We start from the raw sequence: 17,766 nt of genomic DNA on the forward strand, positions 1-17,766 counted from the left end.
CGCTTGCTCCTCAATTAACGTAATAAAGTCAGCAGCGGCGCCTGTTCCTGCACCGGAGACAGGCCGCTGGTCAACACGTCCACGTAATCATCGCTGTTGCTGATGATGATCGGCGTGGTGGTGTCATAGCCGGCGGCATGGATCGCCGCCTGGTCGAACTCGATCAGCAGATCGCCCGGGGCGACCCGCTCGCCTTCCCGCACGTGGGCGGTGAAATGCGCCCCGTCGAGCTTCACGGTATCGATGCCGACGTGGATGAGAATCTCCGCGCCGTCGTCCGATTCGATGCCGATGGCGTGTTTGGTTTTGAACAGCGACGCCACGCTGCCGCTCACCGGCGCCACCACCCGCCCCTGCTGCGGCGCGATCGCCACGCCTTTCCCCAGCAGGCCGCTGGCGAAGGTCGCGTCGTTCACCTGCTCCAGCGGCACGATGTCGCCGGCAATCGGGCTGAGAATGGCCTGTTTGCGGTTAAGCCGCGCGGCGGCTTCAGGCTGCGCCGTCTCTTCCGCCGGCGCGACGCCGAACAGGTAGCTGGCCAGCGCGGCGAACACGAACGACAGCAGGGTGCCGCCGATCGCGCCCCATACCGTGGCGTCGATGCCGCCGCCGGGGATAATCTGCGCGAAGGTGAATATGCTCACCAGGCCGAACGAGTAGACCGAGGTATGGAAGTAGCCGATCACCGCACCGCCCAGCGCGCCGCCAATGCAGCCGAAGATGAACGGGCGTTTGTTCGGCAGCGTAACGCCGTACACCGCCGGTTCAGTGATGCCGAAAATCCCGGCGCCAATGGCCGAAGCGGACAGCGCCCGCAGCTTGGCATCGCGGGTGCGCAGCATCACGCCCAGCGTGGCGCCGACCTGCCCCATCACCGCCGGCAGCAGCAGCGGCACCATGGTGTCGCGCCCCAGCACGCTCAGGTTATTGATCATCAACGGCACCAATCCCCAGTGCAGGCCGAAGATCACGCACACCTGCCACATCGCCCCCATAAAGGCGCCGGCGATGATCGGGTTAAAGGCGTAAATGCTCTGATAGCCGTTGGCCAGCAGGTGGCTGAGCCAGGTCGCCGCCGGGCCGATCAGCAGGAAGGTCAACGGCACGGTGATCGACAGGCACAGCAGCGGCGTGATGAAATTGCGCAGCGCGCTGTGGATCACCCGGTTAAACAGCGGCTCCAGGCGGCAGGACACCCAGGCCGCAAAGATGATCGGGATCACCGACGAGCTGTAGTTGATGAAGGTCAGCGGAATGCCGAAGAAATACTCGCGCACCGCGCCCGGCTGCTGCGCCGCTTCGAAGGCCGCCATCATCAGCGGATGCGTCAACGCGCCGCCGATCGCCATGGTGACGAAGGGGTTGCCGCCGAATTTTTTTCCGGCGGTGTAGCCGAGCATGATCGGGAAGAAGTAGAACAGCGCGTCGCTGGCGGCGAACAGCATTTTGAAGGAGCCGCCGCTCTCCAGCAGCCAGCCGCAGGCCAGGCTCAGCGCCAGGAAGCCTTTCAGGATCCCCGAAGCGGCCATCACCCCGAGCAGCGGGGTAAAAATGCCGGACACCAGATCGATAAAGCGGCTGAGCAGGTTGTCTTTTTTGCCGCCCGCGTCGTCGCTCGGCGCGCCTTCGGCCAATCCGCCAACGCGGTTAACCGCGTCGAACACCTCCGCCACGTGGTTGCCTACCACCACCTGGAACTGGCCGCCGCTCTCCACCACCATGATGACGCCGGGGTTTTTCTTCAGCGCTGCCGCGTTGGCGCGAGTGTCGTCACGCAGCTTGAAACGCAGGCGGGTGGCGCAGTGCACCAGGCTTTTCACATTGTCGCGGCCACCGACGCCGGCCAAAATCTCACTGGCTAATGTGTCATATTTCATACTGTTATCCTTAGACTTCGCGTTCTGCCGCTCCCCGCCCCGCGCTGGCCTGGCGCTGAGGCGAAATTCGGCGCAAAAAAAAACCTAAACCTCGCGGCCTCTGCCCCATCGGGGAACAGAAACGCGAGGTTTAGGTTTTGCCTGCCGTAGCAGTAACAACCCTAAATCGGTTGAGTTATGACGTTAACACCGCGGATTTTGCCGGGGCAAGGCTTTGCGTCGGCAAATTGCCGAACTGTGATCGGGCGGGCAAAACCGACCTGAGGTATCAAATAAGGCCTGTCGCCTTCTATCGGCTTCAGCACAGCAGTGATATATCGCGCAGGCGGAATAGAGAGGGGGCGGAATATCGCCCGCTTCAGGAAAAAACATAAGATTAACTAACCTAATAATTCACTGTCAGGCGAAAGCAAAGCGCTCGTCCATCCACTGTCAATCCCCGCTTTTTAGTCACAATCGGCAATCCATAAGGCAAATAGATCGCCAAACTTGATTGCACATCGTTAACATTCCACGATATTCACCCGCGCAAAAATCACCATGCGCAATTGACGATGGTGAAAGAAACATCAGAATGACTAATTAAAACGACTGGACAAAAGTCACGCGGGCGATTATTACTGGTCAACGCGTAATCGATTGTAAGGATGACAGCGACCATGACGTTGCGGACTGAGTTGGGACGGATTCTGATCACCGGCGCCGGCGGCCGGGTAGCCACGGCGTTTCGCCAGGCGATGGGCGATCGCTACGCGCTGCGGTTGGCGGAAAGGGATGTCAGCCTGCTGCGCGATCTGCAGCCCGGCGACGAAGTCATCAGCTTCAACATCGCCGATCTCGACGCCTGCCGCGCGGCCTGCGCCAATATCGACACCGTGTTGCATCTGGCCGCCGATCCCTCCCCCGATGCCGACTTTTGCGGTTCGTTGATGGACAACAACATTCTCGGCACTTTCAATATTTTCCGCGCGGCGAAAGACGCCGGCTGCCGCCGGGTGGTGTTCGCCAGCAGCGCACAGGCAGTGGAAGGCTATCCGCTCGATTACCAAATCCGCCCGGATGACGCGCCGAAACCGAAAAACCTGTACGGCGCCAGCAAGGCGTTCGGCGAAGGCATCGCCGCCTACTTCGCCCATCAGGAAGGGCTTTCCGCCCTGTCGGTGCGCATCGCCAACTTCACCACCCTCAGCCCGGGCGATCGGCTCAGCGCCCGCGACATGAGCGCGTTTCTCAGCCATCGCGACGCCGCCGATCTGCTGGAGCGCTGCATTCGTGTCGACGGGGTGCAATATGCGGTGGTGCACGGGGTTTCCAATAACCGCTATACGCGTTTGTCGCTGGAAGAGACCCGTCGCCTGCTCGGCTACGCCCCGCAGGACGATGCGTTCAGCCTGCTCGGCTTTGAGTGAGCGCGGCGGGGAACCCCGCCGCACGTTATCGTTTAACCGTTGGCGTAGGCCACTTTTTCGGCCTGACGGTGGGTGAACAGCACCAGCAACAGCGCCAATCCGGCAATAATCGCCCCCATCACCGGCACGAAGCTGTATCCCAGCCCGGCGGAGACTACCGCGCCACCGGCGGCGGCGCCCAGCGCATTGCCCAGGTTAAAGGCGCCGATGTTGACCGAGGACGACAGGCCCGGCGCTTCGCTGGCGACACGCATCACGCGCATCTGCAGCGGCGGCACCACGGCAAAGGTCGCCGCGCCCCAAATCACCATGCTGACCGCAGCGCCGATTTCACTGCGCGCCAGGAACGGGATCACCAGCATAATGACCACCAGCAGCAACAGGAAACCTTTCAGCGTCGCGCTTTCGGAGCGGTCGGCGAACTTGCCGCCGAGGTAGTTGCCGATGGAGAAACCGACGCCGATCAACACCAGCATGGACGTCACGAACAGCGGTGTCGCATCGGTGATGTGCTGCAACACCGGCGAGATATAGGTATAGAGCGTGAACATCGCGCCCGCGCCCAGCACGGTCGTCAGCAAGGCGGACAGCACCTGCGGGCGCACCAATACCGACAGCTCGCGTTTCACATCAGGGCGCGCGCCGGCGCTGCCTTGCGGCAACGAGAACCACAGCCCCAGCATGGCGATCACGCCCAGCCCGGCCGTCGCCAGGAACGACATGCGCCAGCCGATGGTTTCACCCAGCCAGGTCGCGGCGGGCACCCCGCCGATATTGGCGATGGTCAGGCCCATAAACATGGTCGCCACGGCGCTGGCCTGTTTCTCCTTCGGCACCACGCTGGCGGCCACCACCGATCCGAGGCCAAAGAACGCGCCGTGGTTCAGGCTGGTGATGATGCGCGACAGCATCAGGGTGGTGTAGTCAGGCGCAACCGCCGACAGCACGTTACCCAGAGTAAAGATCGCCATCAGGAAGATCAGCGCGCTTCTGCGTGCCCGGTGAGAAAGCAGCAACGTCATCAGCGGTGCGCCGACCATCACGCCGACGGCGTAGGCGCTGATCAACATGCCGGCCATCGGGATGGAGACGTCCACCCCTTTAGCGATGGTCGGCAGCAACCCCATCGGGGAAAACTCGGTCGTGCCGATGCCGAACGCCCCCACCGCCAGGGCTAATAAGGGAAAGTTAATTTTCATTCAACAACTCCGGTTAACCGCTGCCGAAGCGCGGGAAAGTTAAGATGCCAAAAGTATGACATTGATCACACCAAAGATAAGCAGGCGGGAGGCTAAAAGACTTTTGCGATTTTGTTAAAAATCGTGGGGAAAAACAGCAGCCGACTCTATCTCAACCACGCGCCGACAGGCAATAGCCGCCGTCGCCCGAGCGCACATCGGGTTCATTCCCGCCACCTGCGGCAAGCCGGCGGCTACCGCAACTATTGAACACAGAGCAAAAGTGTTTTGTTATTGTGCGCGTTTTTAGAATTAAACGACGAAATATAATGGCCTCAGTAAAACATCAATGCCCTACGGCCCCATTCACACAGAGGGAAGCGCCATGCTTTTTGACTCGTATTCTTTAAACGGTTTATCGCTGAACAATCGCATCGTCATGCCGCCCATGACCCGCTCTCGGGCCGGCGCCGGCGACGTCGCCACCGACATGATGGCTGAATATTATGCCCAGCGCGCCAGCGCCGGGCTGATCGTCAGCGAAGGCACGCAGATTAGCCAGCAAGGCCAGGGTTATGCCTGGACGCCCGGCATTTACACCCCGGAACACATCGCCGGTTGGAAAAAAGTCACCGACGCCGTACATCAGGCCGGCGGCAAGATCTTCGCGCAGCTTTGGCACGTCGGCCGCGTGTCGCATACCATTCTACAGCCTGGCCACGCCGCGCCGGTCTCCTCCTCCGCCATCCAGGCCGACGGGGTCAAGGTGTTCGTGGATGTCGAAGGCCGCGGGCCGGAACATGGCGTGGGTGAAATGGTGCAACACTCCGCACCGCGCGCCTTAACGCGGGAAGAAATTCCGGCGATCGTCAACGACTACGCCCAGGCGGCCCGCAACGCCATCGCCGCCGGTTTCGACGGCGTAGAGCTGCACGGCGCGAATGGCTATCTGATCAATCAGTTTATCGACTCGCGGGAGAATCAGCGCGACGACGAATACGGCGGTTCACTGCAAAACCGCCTGCGTTTCCTGCGGGAAGTGGCGCAGGCGGTAGCGGACGCCATCGGCAAAGAGAAACTGGGCGTGCGTCTGGCGCCGCTGACCACCCTGATGGGCTCGCAGGACGACACCCCGGAAGCCACCTATCTGGCGGCGGCCAGCGTGCTGAACGATATCGGCGCCGCTTACATTCACATCGCCGAAGCGGACTGGGATGACGCCCCGGTGATGCCGGCGGCGTTCAAAGAATCACTGCGCCTGATTTTCCGCGGCACGCTGATTTACTCGGGCAAATACACGCGTGAACGCGCTGAAGAAGCGCTGGCCAAAGGCTGGGCGGATCTGATCGGCTTCGGCCGTCCGTTCATCGCCAACCCGGATCTGCCTCACCGTTTGCAACACGGGCTGGCGCTGAATGCCCCCATCAAAGAGAAATTCTTCGGCGGCAGCCGGGAAGGCTACACCGATTACCCGGCGATCGGGTAACGATCGCCGACAACGCCGGCTCAAGCCGGCGTTATTTTTTTCTGTGTTTCGATCCAGTCAAGAAATTGCATCATTTTGTCGCTAAAATCCGCGTCATTCGCCTCCCCTGCCGCGTGCGCTAACCAATAGTCCATTTCATCGCGCTGCTCTGCATAAAGCGCCAACAGCTGATCGGCATAGTCGGTTAGCGTTATCGGCCAGAACGGGCTCCCCTCGGCGCGCAACATATTGGTGGCGCGGATCAGCGTCCTGGCCGCTTCGCGCTTTAAGCGCCTCTCATCCGATACCGTCCTTGCCTGCAGCAGTTGCTCCCGATAGCGCGCCAACGCGGGCCGTAAATCAGCATTGACCGCCAGCGCGATGCGCCGATCGGGACGAAACAGCGAAAAAGCGGCGGACACGTCTTCGCCCCACAGGCATCGGCAGTGATGCTTCAGCCAAAATCCCCAGGAATCGTGATGCTCCGGCGCCAACGCTTCATCAACGCTGCCGATGTCAAAGTCGACCTTGCTCACGATCCGCTGCTCCAGCTGAAAGGCTTGCCGCCACGCTTCAAGGCGCTGCAACGCCCCGCTATCGGCCGGCTTGATGAGCAGCAGCGTGATGTCCAGATCGGACACGCCGGGAAGGGCTTCGCCGCGCGCGACGCTGCCGTAGAGGTAAATGCTGTGGATGAGCGCCGGGAATTGGCGCGGCAGCCCCGCCGTCAGCGCCTCCAGCAGCGGGATAAAAGCCTGCTGCAGCGGAAATGCCGTCACCGTGGGAATCAACGCCACCTCATCCCCTCCCATTGCGCACTTTGCCCGCGCGCAGTTCGATGTTCCGCTGCAGTTCGCGCAGCCCGCCGGCCAGGAAGCAGGCTTCCGCCAGCACGAACAGCGGGCCGATGATAAGGCCCGTCACGTCGTCCATAAACGCCGGTTTTCGCCCCTCCCAAAAGTGCCCGACAAACTGAAACAGCCAGCCGATGACGAAGCCGCCGATGCCGACGCTCAGCCACGCCGCCGTCGACAGCGACGCCACCCAGGCGCCGAACACGAGGCACAGCAGCAGCAACGCCAGCATCATGATGCCAAGGCGCAGGTTCAGCCGCAGGTAATAGAGCGCCGAGACGATAACCGCCGCGCAGGCCGGCGAAAATGGCAGCCCTCCCGCGCCCCACGCCGGCCGGGAGAGCAGCGCCAGCAGGCTGATGACGATCAGCGGGATACCGATAAAATGCGTGGCGATATTGCGCGCATCGCGGTGATAGGCGGCATAAGCGGCAAGGTGATCTTCCAGACTTCGCATGTTGACCTCCGAATGACGCGCACGGCCGAGCTTGCTCATTGCATTAAAGATAGCCGTATCGTTCAGCATAGGAAAATGGTCAGGGATTGGCGGAAGATCACAGGAGTCGAACCTGCCCAGGACCGCTGGCGGCCCCAACCGGATTTGAAGTCCGGCCGCCCCACCGGGGACGAGGATCTTCCTTGGAGAAGAGGGAAGCAAGGCGCTGATTATAGCGCAGTTTGTTCGCTGCGCTAAGCGGGAAATGGCGGCCGCCGGCGATTCGGCGGCCGGGGAGCGCTACTTCAGAAAATCCTTCACGTCCAGCAGGATGAACTCGTTGTCATCCGCCATATTAGGCTGGCGGCTGGAGGAGAACGGGAAGTTGTTGTCGTTGCCGACGATGATGTGGTTGTCGTCCACCACGTCCACGTTCTCGATGGTGAAGAACGGGAAGGTCAGCACGCCGTCGTTCAGCGGCTTGCGCGCCAGCTTGTTCGGATCCTGAATGTTCATCAGGTCGATATAACCCAGTTTCTCGACCGGTTTACCGACGTTGGCGTCCGAGAAAGCGATTTTATACACTCGCTTAAACTTGGCTACCTGGCTGAAGCAGTTGTCGGTCGGCGCACCGGCGGCGCAGGCTTTGTCCGGCGTGCCTTCGCCGTTGTCGCGCTCGATCACCAGCCCGTGGGTGGCGTCGATCATGTTGAAGTCGCCGATGGCGTTCTGGTTGTCTTCCAGCACGTACTGCCAGCTGCGGCCGGTCCAGGCCTGCCGTTTGACGTCGAACTCCAGCACCCGCAGGTAGCGTTTGCCGCCGACGTTCTCGAACTGCTCGCCGTCCCACAACGCCCCTTCCAGCAGCGGGTACAGCTTGCTGCCGTCCGGCGAGGCGGCCATGCCTTCAAAGCCCTTGGAACGCGCCACCTGGAAGTTTTGCTTGCCGTCCGGCGCGCCCGGCAGGGTCAGCGTCGGGTTGTCCGGCGATTTCACTACTTTGCCATCCACCTGGGTGTCGAACACCGCCAGCACTTTGCCGTTCAGGTCGGCCTTGATCAGGTAAGGCCCAAACTCTTCACCGATCCACAAGGCATCGTCGGCAAACTGGAAGCTTTCCGGATCGAAATCGCTGCCGGTCAGATAGCGCTGCTCGGTGCTCTCGTTGATGATGTGGAACGGCACCTTTTTATCCGGATCGTGCAGGAACACTGTCTTCAGCGGCGCAACCGTGCCGTCTTTGAAATCGATCTTGTAGTGGTTGAGGTACAGCATAGCGTCCGGGGAGTTGGCCTTGCTGCCGAAACCGTTGTCGGTCAGCACCCAGTAGGTGCCGTCGGGCATGTGTTTGATGCCGGAGTGGCCCTGCAGCGGCTGGCCGTTGATCGGCAGGCCGATCCCGGTCAGGCGATCGGCGGATTTGCCCGCCACGCTGCCCAGCTCGGTGACGCGTTTGCCGCTGGTGTATTTGCCGCTCTGCTGCAGATCGCTCGGCGCGTCCTTCGGTGTGGCAACGGCGGATTTTACCGGCAGCAGCGCATGCCCGGCCAGCGTCGCCTGCACCGGCTGCGCCTCGGCCCACAGGTTGGCGCTCAGCGCCATGCAGCCGACCAGCAGCGCCAGCCGGGTTTTGGTGTTGTGCATGTCATTGTCCCTTTTCGTTGTTATCGCCCAGAAGTAAAAGCAACGTCACTATAGGGAGCGGCAATGACAGAAATATTATTCGGCGAACGCCCGCCGGTAGCTGTGCGGGTGGAAGCGCCAGGTAATAGCGATCAGCACCACCACCAGCAGCGCATGGATTTGCCAGTCCAGCACGAAGCCGCCGCTGTAGTCGCGCAGCAGGCCGGAGAGGTAGGGCGTGACGCCCGCCAGCAGAAAACCGACGCCCTGCATAAAGGCCACCAGCCGCCCTGCCGCCGCCGGCTGGTGCAGGTGATCGAGCGCCAGCACCAGGCACAGCGGGAACGCGCCGCCCAGCCCCAGCCCGGAAACCAACACCCACAGCCACGGCAGCGTTTGCGGCAGGTAAATCAGGCCGATAAAGCCGATCAGTTGCATCATCAAGGCCAGCAGCAGCAGCGGCCGCCGGTCATGATTGCGCGCCAGCGCCGGCAGCAGCAACGCGCCCAATACCTGGCCGAAGGTCATCAGCGCCAGCAGCGAACCGCTGGCCTGCGGCTGCCAGCCAAGCTGCATGTAATACGGCGGCAGCCAGGCGATCAGGCTGGTATAGCCGCCGTTGATCAGGCCGAAATAGGCGCCGAGCAGCCAGGCGCGCCGGTTGCGCAGCAGGCTTGGGCCGCGGTGTTCTCCCGCCGCGCCCAGGCGAGACAGCCCCCGACTGACCGGCCACCAGGCCACTAGCGCCACCAGGGCCGGCAACGCCCACCAGGCCAGCGCGCTGTGCCAGTCGTGCCCCGCGCTCATCAGCCACGGGGTGATCGCCGCCCCCAGCCCGCCGCCGCCCATCAGCGCCGCCGACCACAGCCCGGCCACCAGCGCCATGCTTTTCAGGAAGTGATGCTTGATGATGCCGGGCATCACCGCCTGGATCACCCCGATACCAAGCCCGCCCAGCACCGCGCTCATCAGCAGTTGCACGCTGCCGGGGGCCAGTTCGCGCCAAAGCGCGCCCAGCCCGATCGCCAGCAGGCTCAACGTCACGGCGCTGCGTTCGCTGAACAGCCGATTGATGGCGCCGCCCGCCAGCGCCATCAGCCCCATCATCAGCACCGGCAGCGTGGTCAGCAGCGCCGCGCCGCCAAAGCTCAGCCCGGTGGCCTGACGCAGCGTCGGCAGCAACGGGCCGATCGAGGTCAACAGCGGCCGCATGTTCAGGCCGATCAACACCAGCGCCAGCAACAAAGGGTTGAGCCAGCGGCGCGGGGAAGGTGAATTAACAGAATGATTTAACACGGCATATTCCTGGTACTGCGAAATGAAGAGTGCGGCGTCACAGCGCGATCGCCGCAGCGTTGCGTTACTGTAGGCAACGCCGCTAGTATTGGGAAATTAAATAATAAAATAGCCAACAGTGGGAAAATGAATCGCTACCCGATGTTCAATCCGCAGCTGCTGCTCAGCTTCGTCGCCGTGTGCGACAGCAACAGCTTCACCCGCGCCGCAGAGCGGGTGTTTTTGTCGCAGTCCACCGTCAGCCAGCAGGTGCGCCGGCTGGAAGAGATGCTGGGCAAGCCGCTGTTTGAGCGTTCCTCGCACCAGGTGCTGCTGACCGAAGAAGGCGTCAAGCTGTTGAGCTACGCGCGCCGCATTATCGCGCTGAATGAAGAAGCCCATGACGCGCTGACCGGCATCTGGCGCGACGGCGTGCTGCGGATCGGCATGCCGGAGGATTTCGCCGTGCCCACCACCGAACTGCTGGCCGACTTCAGCCGCGAGCACCCGCACCTGCGGCTGGACGTCGCCAGCGGCCTGAGCGCCGATCTGCACAGCGCCTACGCGCGTGAAGAGCTGGATCTGATCCTGGTGAAACAGCGCCGCCAGCAACCGCCGCGCGCCGCGCGGCCGGAACCGCTGCTGTGGCTGGACAGCCTGGCCTTCCCGGCCATCGAGCAATCGCCGGTGCCGCTGGCGGTATTTCCACTGAACGGCCTGTACCGCGACGAGCTGTGCCAGGCGCTCGACAACCTCGGCAAACGCTGGCGCATCGGCTACAGCAGCGCCAGCCTGGCGGCGCTGACCGCCGCTTCGGCCGCCGGGCTGGGCGTCACCCTGCTGCCGGCCGGCTGCCGTTTGCCGACGCACCGGGTGCTGGGCGGAGCCGAAGGATTGCCGCCGATAGACAGCTTCGAACTGGCGCTCTACTACCGCGACGGCGCCCCTGCCGCCACGCTGGCGCTGGCCCAGCGGCTAACGGTGTTTTGCGGGCTGAAGTAAGGCAGCTTACGCCACTATCTGCGGATGTTCGTGCTGCAGCCAGTCGATAATCCGTACCCACAGCGCTTCTGTCTGCTCAAGGCAAGCCTGTACCGCCGCGTCCGTCACCAAGTCGCCGGAATAATCCGCCACGTTGCGCTGTTTTCGCAATGCATCCAGGCAGATCATTTCCTCTCGCGGCAGCCCTACGGTGAGCGGCAACGATTGGATCATGATCTGGTGATGGCCGGGTTTGCTGGTCAGCGTGCGGTATCCTTTGGCTTGCAAAGCGGCATTCGCCATTTGCATGACCGCTTTATATGCCGTGTCGAAACGGCTCTCATTGCTGAGCTGAGTGATACCCGCATCGCGTCGATTGCGAGCGGCGGCGGCCAGTAATTTTTTAATCGCCCCCGCGTCAGGCGTTATCACCTCCAGTCCCAGCCCGACCAGATTGTCCAGCGTCATCCTTGTCTCCCGCAATCCAAAGTTGGGGTTTCTGCATAATGTCCTGTATAAACGCGGAGTTCTCGGCCAAAGCCGCTCGCCACTCTTCTGGCGAGTACAGTTTGGGGTTAATTTCCCGACCCAGCGTTGCCTGCAGCGGGTAAACCGCCTGAATCACCTCCGCAAAAGACAGTTTGCCGACAATCAGAACATCGATATCACTGGCCGCCGTCGCTTTGCCACTGGCGACAGAACCAAAAATAAAAGCGCGTTCAATAGCTTCGCCAAACGCTGCCAATGTCTGCCTTAAGCACTCCGCCGGCCCGCAAACCTTGCGGAAAATCGCCGCCAGCTCAGGGAAAATCAGGCAATCGGCGTTGGCCTGATAGCAAATTTGGTTGCCCTGCCGCTGCCTGAGCAAGATGCCGCTCTCCGCCAACCTGCTCAACTCTTTATGTAAAGTGCCGGCCTGAGTTGCGGTGCGCCGCGCAATTTCTCGCACATGAAACGCACGCCCGGCTTCAATAAACAGCAGGCTTAGCACTTTTCTACGGTATTCGCTGAACAGCAACTCGAGCATCGGATCGTGCATAACGCTAACCTCATGTAGCTTTAATGGCTACAAATGTAGCCATTAAAGCTACGAAAGAGCAAGCCAGGAAAATCCTTGCCCCGGCGCACGCCGGTCATTACCAAATCGAATAGTCACCAGTGGCAAATGTCGCTGCCAACCGGCCGGTTCCTCTCCTAAATTGGAGGATGTTTTCACCCCTCACCTCTGGATTAAGGAACCGAACGTGGAAAACCCTCAGCAACCGGGCCGCAGAGCCTTCCTCAGCCAAACCGGCAAACTCACCACCGCCTGCGCGGTGATCGGCCTGACAGGCGGCATGGCGCAGGCCGCTTCGCCTGGCGGCGAGCCGTGTGCGCCAACGCCGATGACCCTGACCGATCGCCACTACTGCCTGAGTGAGGTGCGGCTGGAAGACGGCTTTGAATACGACGGCGAAACGGTGATCGGCACCCGCACCGCGCTGTACACACTGGAGATCAAAGACGGCAAGATCGCCGCCATTCACGCCGCCAACGCCGCGTTGCCCGCCGGCGTGCCCCGCTATAAGGCGCAGGGCCAGCTGCTGCTGCCGGCGTTCCGCGATATGCACATCCACCTGGACAAAACCTTCTACAGCGGCCCGTGGCAGGCGCCGCGCCCGCGCCAGGGCAAAACCATCATGGACATGATCGCGCTGGAGCAGACGCTGATCCCGAAACTGCTGCCCACCTCGCAGCAGCGGGCGGAAAACCTGATTGCCCTGCTGCAGTCCAAAGGCAGCACCGTGGCGCGCAGCCACTGCAATATCGATCCGGTCAGCGGCCTGAAAAGCCTGGAGCACCTGCAGCGCGCGCTGGAAAACCACCGGGCGGACTTCAGCTGTGAAATCGTCGCCTTCCCGCAGCACGGCCTGTTGCACTCCAAGGTCGACGCGCTGATGCGCGAAGCGATGCAGATGGGCGTGCAGTACGTCGGCGGGCTGGATCCGACCAACGTCGACGGCGCGATGGAGAAATCGCTCGACGCCATGTTCCAGATCGCCCTCGATACCGGCAAAGGCGTGGATATCCACCTGCATGAAACCAGCCCGGCCGGGGTCGCCGCCATCAACTACATGATCGCCACCGTGGAGAAAAACCCGGCGCTGCGCGGCAAGGTCACCATCAGCCACGCTTTCGCCCTGACCACGCTGACGCCGGGCGAACTGGCGGAAACCGCCACCCGGCTGGCGGCGCAGCAGATCACCATCGCCTCCACGGTGCCGATCGGCGGCCTGATGATGCCGTTGCCGCAGCTCAGCGAGAAAGGGGTGTTCGTGATGACCGGCACCGACAGCGTAATCGATCACTGGTCGCCGTTCGGCACCGGCGACATCCTGGAGAAGGCCAACCTGTACGCCCAGCTGTACCGCGGCTCCGACGAGTATCACCTGTCGCGCGCCATGGCCATCTCCACCGGCGGCGTGCTGCCGCTGGACGATAAGGGGCAGCGCGCCTGGCCGAAAGCCGGCGACGCCGCCGAGTTCGTGCTGGTCAACGCCAGCTGTTCCGCCGAGGCGGTCGCCCGTCTGCCGGCGCGCAGCGCCACCTTCCATCGGGGGCGCCTGGTGGCCGGTCAGGTGAGCAAAGCCTAAGGTCGGTCCGCTGTTGTCATCATGATGGCCGTTTTTGGCCTTCTGTCCGAGTAAGGCGCGGCGCAAGATGGTCGCTACACACACTGGCAGAGGGCCGAAAATGTCACAGAGCGCGTTATTGATCATCGATGTCCAGCAATCATTCCAGCACCGTCCATTCTGGCAGGAGGACGATCTGCCGGCGTTTCAACAGGCTCTGACCCGCCTGATCGCGGGCTGCCGACAACGCGGCGCGGCGCTGGTCGACGTGCTGCACGTCTCGCCGCAGGGGCCGTTCTCACTGGCTTCAGGCCACGTGCAGCGTCTGCCGTTCCTCACCCACCAGGCGGATGTCACCGTGCATAAGCATGTGCACAATGCGCTGACCGAATCCGGCCTCGACGCCTGGCTGCGCGAGCGGGACATCACCCACCTGATCGTCTCCGGCATCCGCACCGAACAGTGCTGCGAAACCACCACCCGGGTGGCGTCCGATCTCGGTTATCGGGTGACTTTCGTCACCGAGGCGACGCTGACCTTCCCGATGCGCCATCCCGACGGCGAAGTCTTTACCCCCGCGCAGTTGAAGCGGCATACTGAAACCGTACTGGTCGATCGTTTCGCCCGCATCGCCAGCGTGGATGAGGCGCTGGCGCAACTCGCACAGGAGTAATCATGTCGCAGGCCGTCTATTTTCTGCTGTTGCCCAACGTGCTGTCGCTGGACGTCAGCGGCCCGGCGGAAACCCTGCGCCTCGCCGGGCAGTTCAGCCTGCGTTATCTCAGCCCGGCGCCGCAGATCGTCTGTTCCATCGGCATGACACTGAGCGGCCTGCAGCCGTTGCCCGAACGCCTGGACGACGGCGCTATCCTGGTGCTGCCGGGGGTCGGCGATTCGCAGCGCTATTTCGCCGGGGAAGAGGCCGAGCAGGCGCGTCGCTGGCTGGCGACGCTGCGGCCCGATCTGCAGCGGCAGCGCATCACCCTGGTGTGCATCTGTTCCGGCGCGCTGCTGGCGGCGCAGGCCGGGTTGCTCGACGGCTATCAGTGCACCACCCACCACGACGTTATCGAGCGTATCCGCCGGCAGGCGCCGGCGGCGCAGGTGAAAGAGAACCGCATCTTCGTTGAAGACCGCGGCGTCTACACCAGCGCGGGCATCACCACCGGCATCGATTTGGCGCTGCACCTGGTCCACCGCCACTGCGGCTCCGGCCGGGCGCGCGACGTCGCCCGCGACATGGTGGTCTATTTCCGCCGCGCCGGCGACGATCCGCAGCTGTCGCCCTGGCTGCGTTACCGCAACCACCTGCACCCGGCGGTGCACCGCGCGCAGGACGTGATGGCCGCCGAGCCGGAGGCCGACTGGTCGGTGCCGCAGATAGCGGAGAAGGCGCACGTCAGCAGCCGCCATCTGGCGCGGCTGTTTCGCAGCCACGTCGGCATCAGCGTACGGGAATATCATGAACAGCTGCGGTTGGCGGTGGCGCAACAGCGCCTGCAGCAAGGATATGGCTTGGAGAAGGCCGCACTGGCGGCCGGTTTTTCCTCCGGGCGGCAGCTGCGCCGCGCCCAGCAGCGCCAGCGCTCGCCGCTATGACACCAGCCGACGGGTATCCAGCCGCTGCAGGCCGACAGACAGCAGCAGGCTGAGCCCCAGCGCCACGCCGAACACCCAGAAGATATCCAGCAGCGGGTGGCCGGTGAAATCCAGGTGCCGATTGCGCATCACGTTGACGATCAGGGCGTGAAAACCGTAAATCGCCAGCGAATGGCGGGAAAACGCGCTCAGCCAGCCGATCGGCTGCGGCAGACAGTGTTTCACCCACACCAGCAGCGCCACCGCCGCCATAAACACCAGCGGGCCGCTGTAGATGTAGTAGGTATCGGCGAAGTTGCCGTTGATGAACAGCTGATGTTTGGTGCCGCGCGCGATCAGCGCCACGCACAGCGCAAATCCCAACGCCGCCAGCCAGCCCACGGCGCGCCCACGCGTCTCCATCATGCCAATCGCCCGCCCGGCCAACGCATACAGCAGGTAGTAGAAGGTATCGCCGTAGATATACAGGTTAACCGGCAGCAGATGCGCGTTGCCGAAGGTCAGCTTGTCGGTATTCGGGTTGGCGATCGCCGCCAACACCACCAGCGCGGCGGCCAGGTAGCGGCGCGACACCGGTTTGACGCTGATCAGCGGCGACAGCAGGTAAATCACTGCAATGGCGTAGAAAAACCACAGATGATAGAACACCGGCTTTTGCAAAATGCCGCGCAGCGACGGCCAGAAACCGATCTTGGTGAAGGCCGCGATGTAGATCAGCGCGATGGCGCTGTAGAACAGAATGCAGCAGGCGATGCGGGTGAAATGCCGCCGGCCGGCGTTCTTTTCGCCGAAGAACAGGTAGCCGGAAATCATAAAGAACAGCGGCACCGACACGCGCGACAGCGAGTTCAGCACGTTGGCGATATCCCAGTTGTGCAGCCCTATCGCCGCGCCGTTGGTGACGTAATAGGTGGTGGCGTGGATCATCACCACCATCATGCACGCCATCGCCCGCAGGTTGTCTATCCAGCCGATTTTCTCGCTCAAACGCTCGCCCGATCTTGTGTCATATTGATATGTTAAGAAGAGGTTATCGGGCACGGCGTTCGGCGACAACCCAAAAGCGAAATATCAGAATGCACTTAAACAACACCTTATGATTGCGAAGGTGAACAATTGGCGGCAAAATAGCCGCCACAACTCGCTCAGTTTGCGCTTCCCGCCCTGGCAGTTCCTTTTTCTCTTTTACTATCAGTACAATAATATGAAAACGACATTACCACCTGCGGCACGTTTGGGCCGACAGGCGCTTTTATTCCCTCTTTGTCTGGTGCTGTTCGAGTTCGCCACCTATATCGGCAACGATATGATTCAGCCGGGCATGCTGGCCGTCGTGGCGGATTTCAACGCCGGCGAAGAGTGGGTGCCTACCTCGATGACCGCCTATCTGGCCGGCGGCATCTTCCTGCAGTGGCTGCTCGGGCCGCTGTCGGATCGCCGCGGCCGTCGTCCGGTGATGCTGGCCGGGGTGGCGTTCTTTATCGTCTCCTGCCTGGCTATCCTGCTGGTCACCACCATCGAGCAGTTTATCGCCATGCGTTTCCTGCAGGGCATCGGCCTGTGCTTTATCGGCGCGGTCGGCTACGCCACCATCCAGGAGTCGTTCGAGGAGGCGGTGTGCATCAAGATCACCGCCCTGATGGCCAACGTGGCGCTGATCGCCCCGCTGCTGGGGCCACTGGCCGGCGCGGCGCTGATCCACGTCGCGCCGTGGCAAAGCATGTTCGTGCTGTTTGCGGCGCTGGCGGCCATCGCCTTCTACGGCCTGTGGAAAGCCATGCCGGAAACCGCCACGCTGCAGGGCGAGGCGTTTTCCGCCGCCAACCTATGGCGCGACTACCGCCAGGTATTGGGCAACCGCCGCTTCCTGTGCGGCGCCCTGGCGATCGGTTTCGCCAGCCTGCCGCTGCTGGCCTGGATCGCCCAGTCGCCGGTGATCCTGATCAGCGGCGAGTCGCTGTCGACGCTGGACTACGGCCTGCTGCAGATCCCGGTGTTCGGCGCGCTGATCCTCGGCAACCTGACGCTGGCGCGCCTGACCGGCAAAAACAGCGTGGAGCGCCTGATCAAGCTGGGCGCAGGCCCGATGCTGCTGGGGCTGCTGATCGCCGCGCTGGCGACCCAGTTCTCCAGCCACGCCTACCTGTGGATGACCGCCGGCCTGAGCCTGTACGCCTTCGGCATTGGCCTGGCCAACGCCGGGCTGTACCGCCTGACGCTGTTCTCCAGCAACGTCAGCAAGGGCACAGTGTCGGCCACGATGGGCATGCTGAGCATGATGGTGTTCACCGTCGGCATCGAGCTGGCCAAGGTCGCCTACGTCTGGGGCGGCAGCGGGCTGTTCAACCTGTTCAACCTCATCAGCGGCCTGTGCTGGCTGACGCTGGTGGCGCTGTTCCTCGGCAAACGCCGCAACGGCGACCCCACGCCGCAGCCGAACGGCGCGGCGTAAACGCG

General features: G+C 62.5%; 16 protein-coding genes and 1 tRNA gene. 7 read left to right on the forward strand and 10 right to left on the reverse strand.

Features of this window, described 5'->3' with window-relative positions; genetic code table 11:
- Window positions 1–14 precede the first annotated feature (14 nt).
- Window positions 15–1,877 (reverse strand): PTS beta-glucoside transporter subunit IIABC, encoded by a 1,863-nt coding sequence (bglF, locus tag ACTJJ6_RS13640; RefSeq protein WP_440804156.1) that lies wholly within the window; start codon window positions 1,875–1,877, stop codon window positions 15–17.
- Between the two features lie 659 nt (window positions 1,878–2,536).
- Here bglF and ACTJJ6_RS13645 point away from each other — a divergent pair.
- Entirely contained in the window at window positions 2,537–3,286 is a 750-nt protein-coding gene (locus ACTJJ6_RS13645) for an NAD-dependent epimerase/dehydratase family protein (protein WP_004934095.1), read from the forward strand.
- 32 nt (window positions 3,287–3,318) lie between these two features.
- Here ACTJJ6_RS13645 and ACTJJ6_RS13650 read toward each other — a convergent pair whose 3' ends face one another.
- Complete coding sequence (locus ACTJJ6_RS13650) at window positions 3,319–4,485, reverse strand: MFS transporter (protein WP_004934092.1); 1,167 nt, start codon at window positions 4,483–4,485, stop codon at window positions 3,319–3,321.
- 364 nt (window positions 4,486–4,849) lie between these two features.
- Here ACTJJ6_RS13650 and ACTJJ6_RS13655 point away from each other — a divergent pair, with 364 nt between their 5' ends.
- A complete protein-coding gene (locus tag ACTJJ6_RS13655; RefSeq protein ID WP_004934091.1) occupies window positions 4,850–5,950 on the forward strand; it encodes an alkene reductase in 1,101 nt (366 codons plus the stop codon).
- 20 nt (window positions 5,951–5,970) lie between these two features.
- Here ACTJJ6_RS13655 and ACTJJ6_RS13660 read toward each other — a convergent pair whose 3' ends face one another.
- The 5 genes from ACTJJ6_RS13660 to ACTJJ6_RS13680 form a co-directional block, all read right to left on the reverse strand.
- Entirely contained in the window at window positions 5,971–6,726 is a 756-nt protein-coding gene (locus tag ACTJJ6_RS13660) for a nucleotidyltransferase domain-containing protein (RefSeq protein WP_440804159.1), read from the reverse strand.
- A gap of 1 nt (window position 6,727) precedes the next feature.
- Window positions 6,728–7,240: an Mpo1 family 2-hydroxy fatty acid dioxygenase gene (locus ACTJJ6_RS13665; RefSeq protein WP_282475651.1), complete on the reverse strand. Its 513-nt coding sequence runs from the start codon at window positions 7,238–7,240 to the stop codon at window positions 6,728–6,730.
- 87 nt (window positions 7,241–7,327) lie between these two features.
- A tRNA-Sec gene (locus tag ACTJJ6_RS13670) sits at window positions 7,328–7,422 on the reverse strand.
- Between the two features lie 97 nt (window positions 7,423–7,519).
- Window positions 7,520–8,863 carry an esterase-like activity of phytase family protein gene (locus tag ACTJJ6_RS13675; RefSeq protein ID WP_193843177.1) on the reverse strand — a complete coding sequence of 448 codons (1,344 nt, stop codon included), beginning with the start codon at window positions 8,861–8,863 and terminating at the stop codon, window positions 7,520–7,522.
- A 75-nt stretch (window positions 8,864–8,938) separates the two neighbouring features.
- The gene (locus ACTJJ6_RS13680) at window positions 8,939–10,138 is read right to left on the reverse strand and encodes a cyanate transporter (protein WP_049299607.1); all 1,200 of its coding nucleotides are present in this window, start codon (window positions 10,136–10,138) and stop codon (window positions 8,939–8,941) included.
- A gap of 126 nt (window positions 10,139–10,264) precedes the next feature.
- Between ACTJJ6_RS13680 and ACTJJ6_RS13685 the strand changes: the two genes are divergently transcribed.
- A complete protein-coding gene (locus ACTJJ6_RS13685; protein WP_164052286.1) occupies window positions 10,265–11,119 on the forward strand; it encodes a LysR family transcriptional regulator in 855 nt (284 codons plus the stop codon).
- A 6-nt stretch (window positions 11,120–11,125) separates the two neighbouring features.
- Here the strand turns inward: ACTJJ6_RS13685 and ACTJJ6_RS13690 are convergent, their stop codons facing one another.
- Entirely contained in the window at window positions 11,126–11,566 is a 441-nt protein-coding gene (locus tag ACTJJ6_RS13690) for a hypothetical protein (RefSeq protein ID WP_033639069.1), read from the reverse strand.
- Window positions 11,517–12,137: a nucleotidyltransferase domain-containing protein gene (locus ACTJJ6_RS13695; RefSeq protein WP_016929554.1), complete on the reverse strand. Its 621-nt coding sequence runs from the start codon at window positions 12,135–12,137 to the stop codon at window positions 11,517–11,519. The genes ACTJJ6_RS13690 and ACTJJ6_RS13695 overlap by 50 nt, the downstream gene beginning before the upstream one ends.
- A gap of 205 nt (window positions 12,138–12,342) precedes the next feature.
- Here ACTJJ6_RS13695 and ACTJJ6_RS13700 point away from each other — a divergent pair, with 205 nt between their 5' ends.
- From ACTJJ6_RS13700 to ACTJJ6_RS13710, 3 genes are all read left to right on the forward strand, one after another.
- On the forward strand, window positions 12,343–13,731 hold the full coding sequence (locus ACTJJ6_RS13700; protein ID WP_049299608.1) for an amidohydrolase family protein: 1,389 nt from the start codon (window positions 12,343–12,345) through the stop codon (window positions 13,729–13,731).
- A 100-nt stretch (window positions 13,732–13,831) separates the two neighbouring features.
- Window positions 13,832–14,383: a cysteine hydrolase family protein gene (locus tag ACTJJ6_RS13705; RefSeq protein WP_016929556.1), complete on the forward strand. Its 552-nt coding sequence runs from the start codon at window positions 13,832–13,834 to the stop codon at window positions 14,381–14,383.
- A 2-nt stretch (window positions 14,384–14,385) separates the two neighbouring features.
- Complete coding sequence (locus tag ACTJJ6_RS13710; RefSeq protein WP_049299609.1) at window positions 14,386–15,309, forward strand: GlxA family transcriptional regulator; 924 nt, start codon at window positions 14,386–14,388, stop codon at window positions 15,307–15,309.
- Here the strand turns inward: ACTJJ6_RS13710 and ACTJJ6_RS13715 are convergent.
- A complete protein-coding gene (locus ACTJJ6_RS13715; protein ID WP_197759014.1) occupies window positions 15,304–16,296 on the reverse strand; it encodes an acyltransferase in 993 nt (330 codons plus the stop codon). The two genes, ACTJJ6_RS13710 and ACTJJ6_RS13715, sit on opposite strands and share 6 nt — an antisense overlap.
- A gap of 217 nt (window positions 16,297–16,513) precedes the next feature.
- Between ACTJJ6_RS13715 and ACTJJ6_RS13720 the strand changes: the two genes are divergently transcribed.
- A complete protein-coding gene (locus ACTJJ6_RS13720; RefSeq protein ID WP_004934040.1) occupies window positions 16,514–17,761 on the forward strand; it encodes an MFS transporter in 1,248 nt (415 codons plus the stop codon).
- Window positions 17,762–17,766 lie beyond the last annotated feature (5 nt).

This window comes from Serratia sp. 22278 (assembly GCF_052045405.1).
Taxonomy (GTDB): Bacteria; Pseudomonadota; Gammaproteobacteria; order Enterobacterales; family Enterobacteriaceae; genus Serratia; species Serratia marcescens.

Bases quoted from the DNA above. Each gene is read 5' to 3' on its own strand.
- bglF (WP_440804156.1), bottom strand. From the start codon at position 1,877: ATGAAATATGACACATTAGCCAGTGAGATTTTGGCCGGCGTCGGTGGC.
- ACTJJ6_RS13645 (WP_004934095.1), top strand. From the start codon at position 2,537: ATGACGTTGCGGACTGAGTTGGGACGGATTCTGATCACCGGCGCCGGC.
- ACTJJ6_RS13650 (WP_004934092.1), bottom strand. From the start codon at position 4,485: ATGAAAATTAACTTTCCCTTATTAGCCCTGGCGGTGGGGGCGTTCGGC.
- ACTJJ6_RS13655 (WP_004934091.1), top strand. From the start codon at position 4,850: ATGCTTTTTGACTCGTATTCTTTAAACGGTTTATCGCTGAACAATCGC.
- ACTJJ6_RS13665 (WP_282475651.1), bottom strand. From the start codon at position 7,240: ATGCGAAGTCTGGAAGATCACCTTGCCGCTTATGCCGCCTATCACCGC.
- ACTJJ6_RS13675 (WP_193843177.1), bottom strand. From the start codon at position 8,863: ATGCACAACACCAAAACCCGGCTGGCGCTGCTGGTCGGCTGCATGGCG.
- ACTJJ6_RS13685 (WP_164052286.1), top strand. From the start codon at position 10,265: ATGAATCGCTACCCGATGTTCAATCCGCAGCTGCTGCTCAGCTTCGTC.
- ACTJJ6_RS13690 (WP_033639069.1), bottom strand. From the start codon at position 11,566: ATGACGCTGGACAATCTGGTCGGGCTGGGACTGGAGGTGATAACGCCT.
- ACTJJ6_RS13695 (WP_016929554.1), bottom strand. From the start codon at position 12,137: ATGCACGATCCGATGCTCGAGTTGCTGTTCAGCGAATACCGTAGAAAA.
- ACTJJ6_RS13705 (WP_016929556.1), top strand. From the start codon at position 13,832: ATGTCACAGAGCGCGTTATTGATCATCGATGTCCAGCAATCATTCCAG.
- ACTJJ6_RS13710 (WP_049299609.1), top strand. From the start codon at position 14,386: ATGTCGCAGGCCGTCTATTTTCTGCTGTTGCCCAACGTGCTGTCGCTG.
- ACTJJ6_RS13720 (WP_004934040.1), top strand. From the start codon at position 16,514: ATGAAAACGACATTACCACCTGCGGCACGTTTGGGCCGACAGGCGCTT.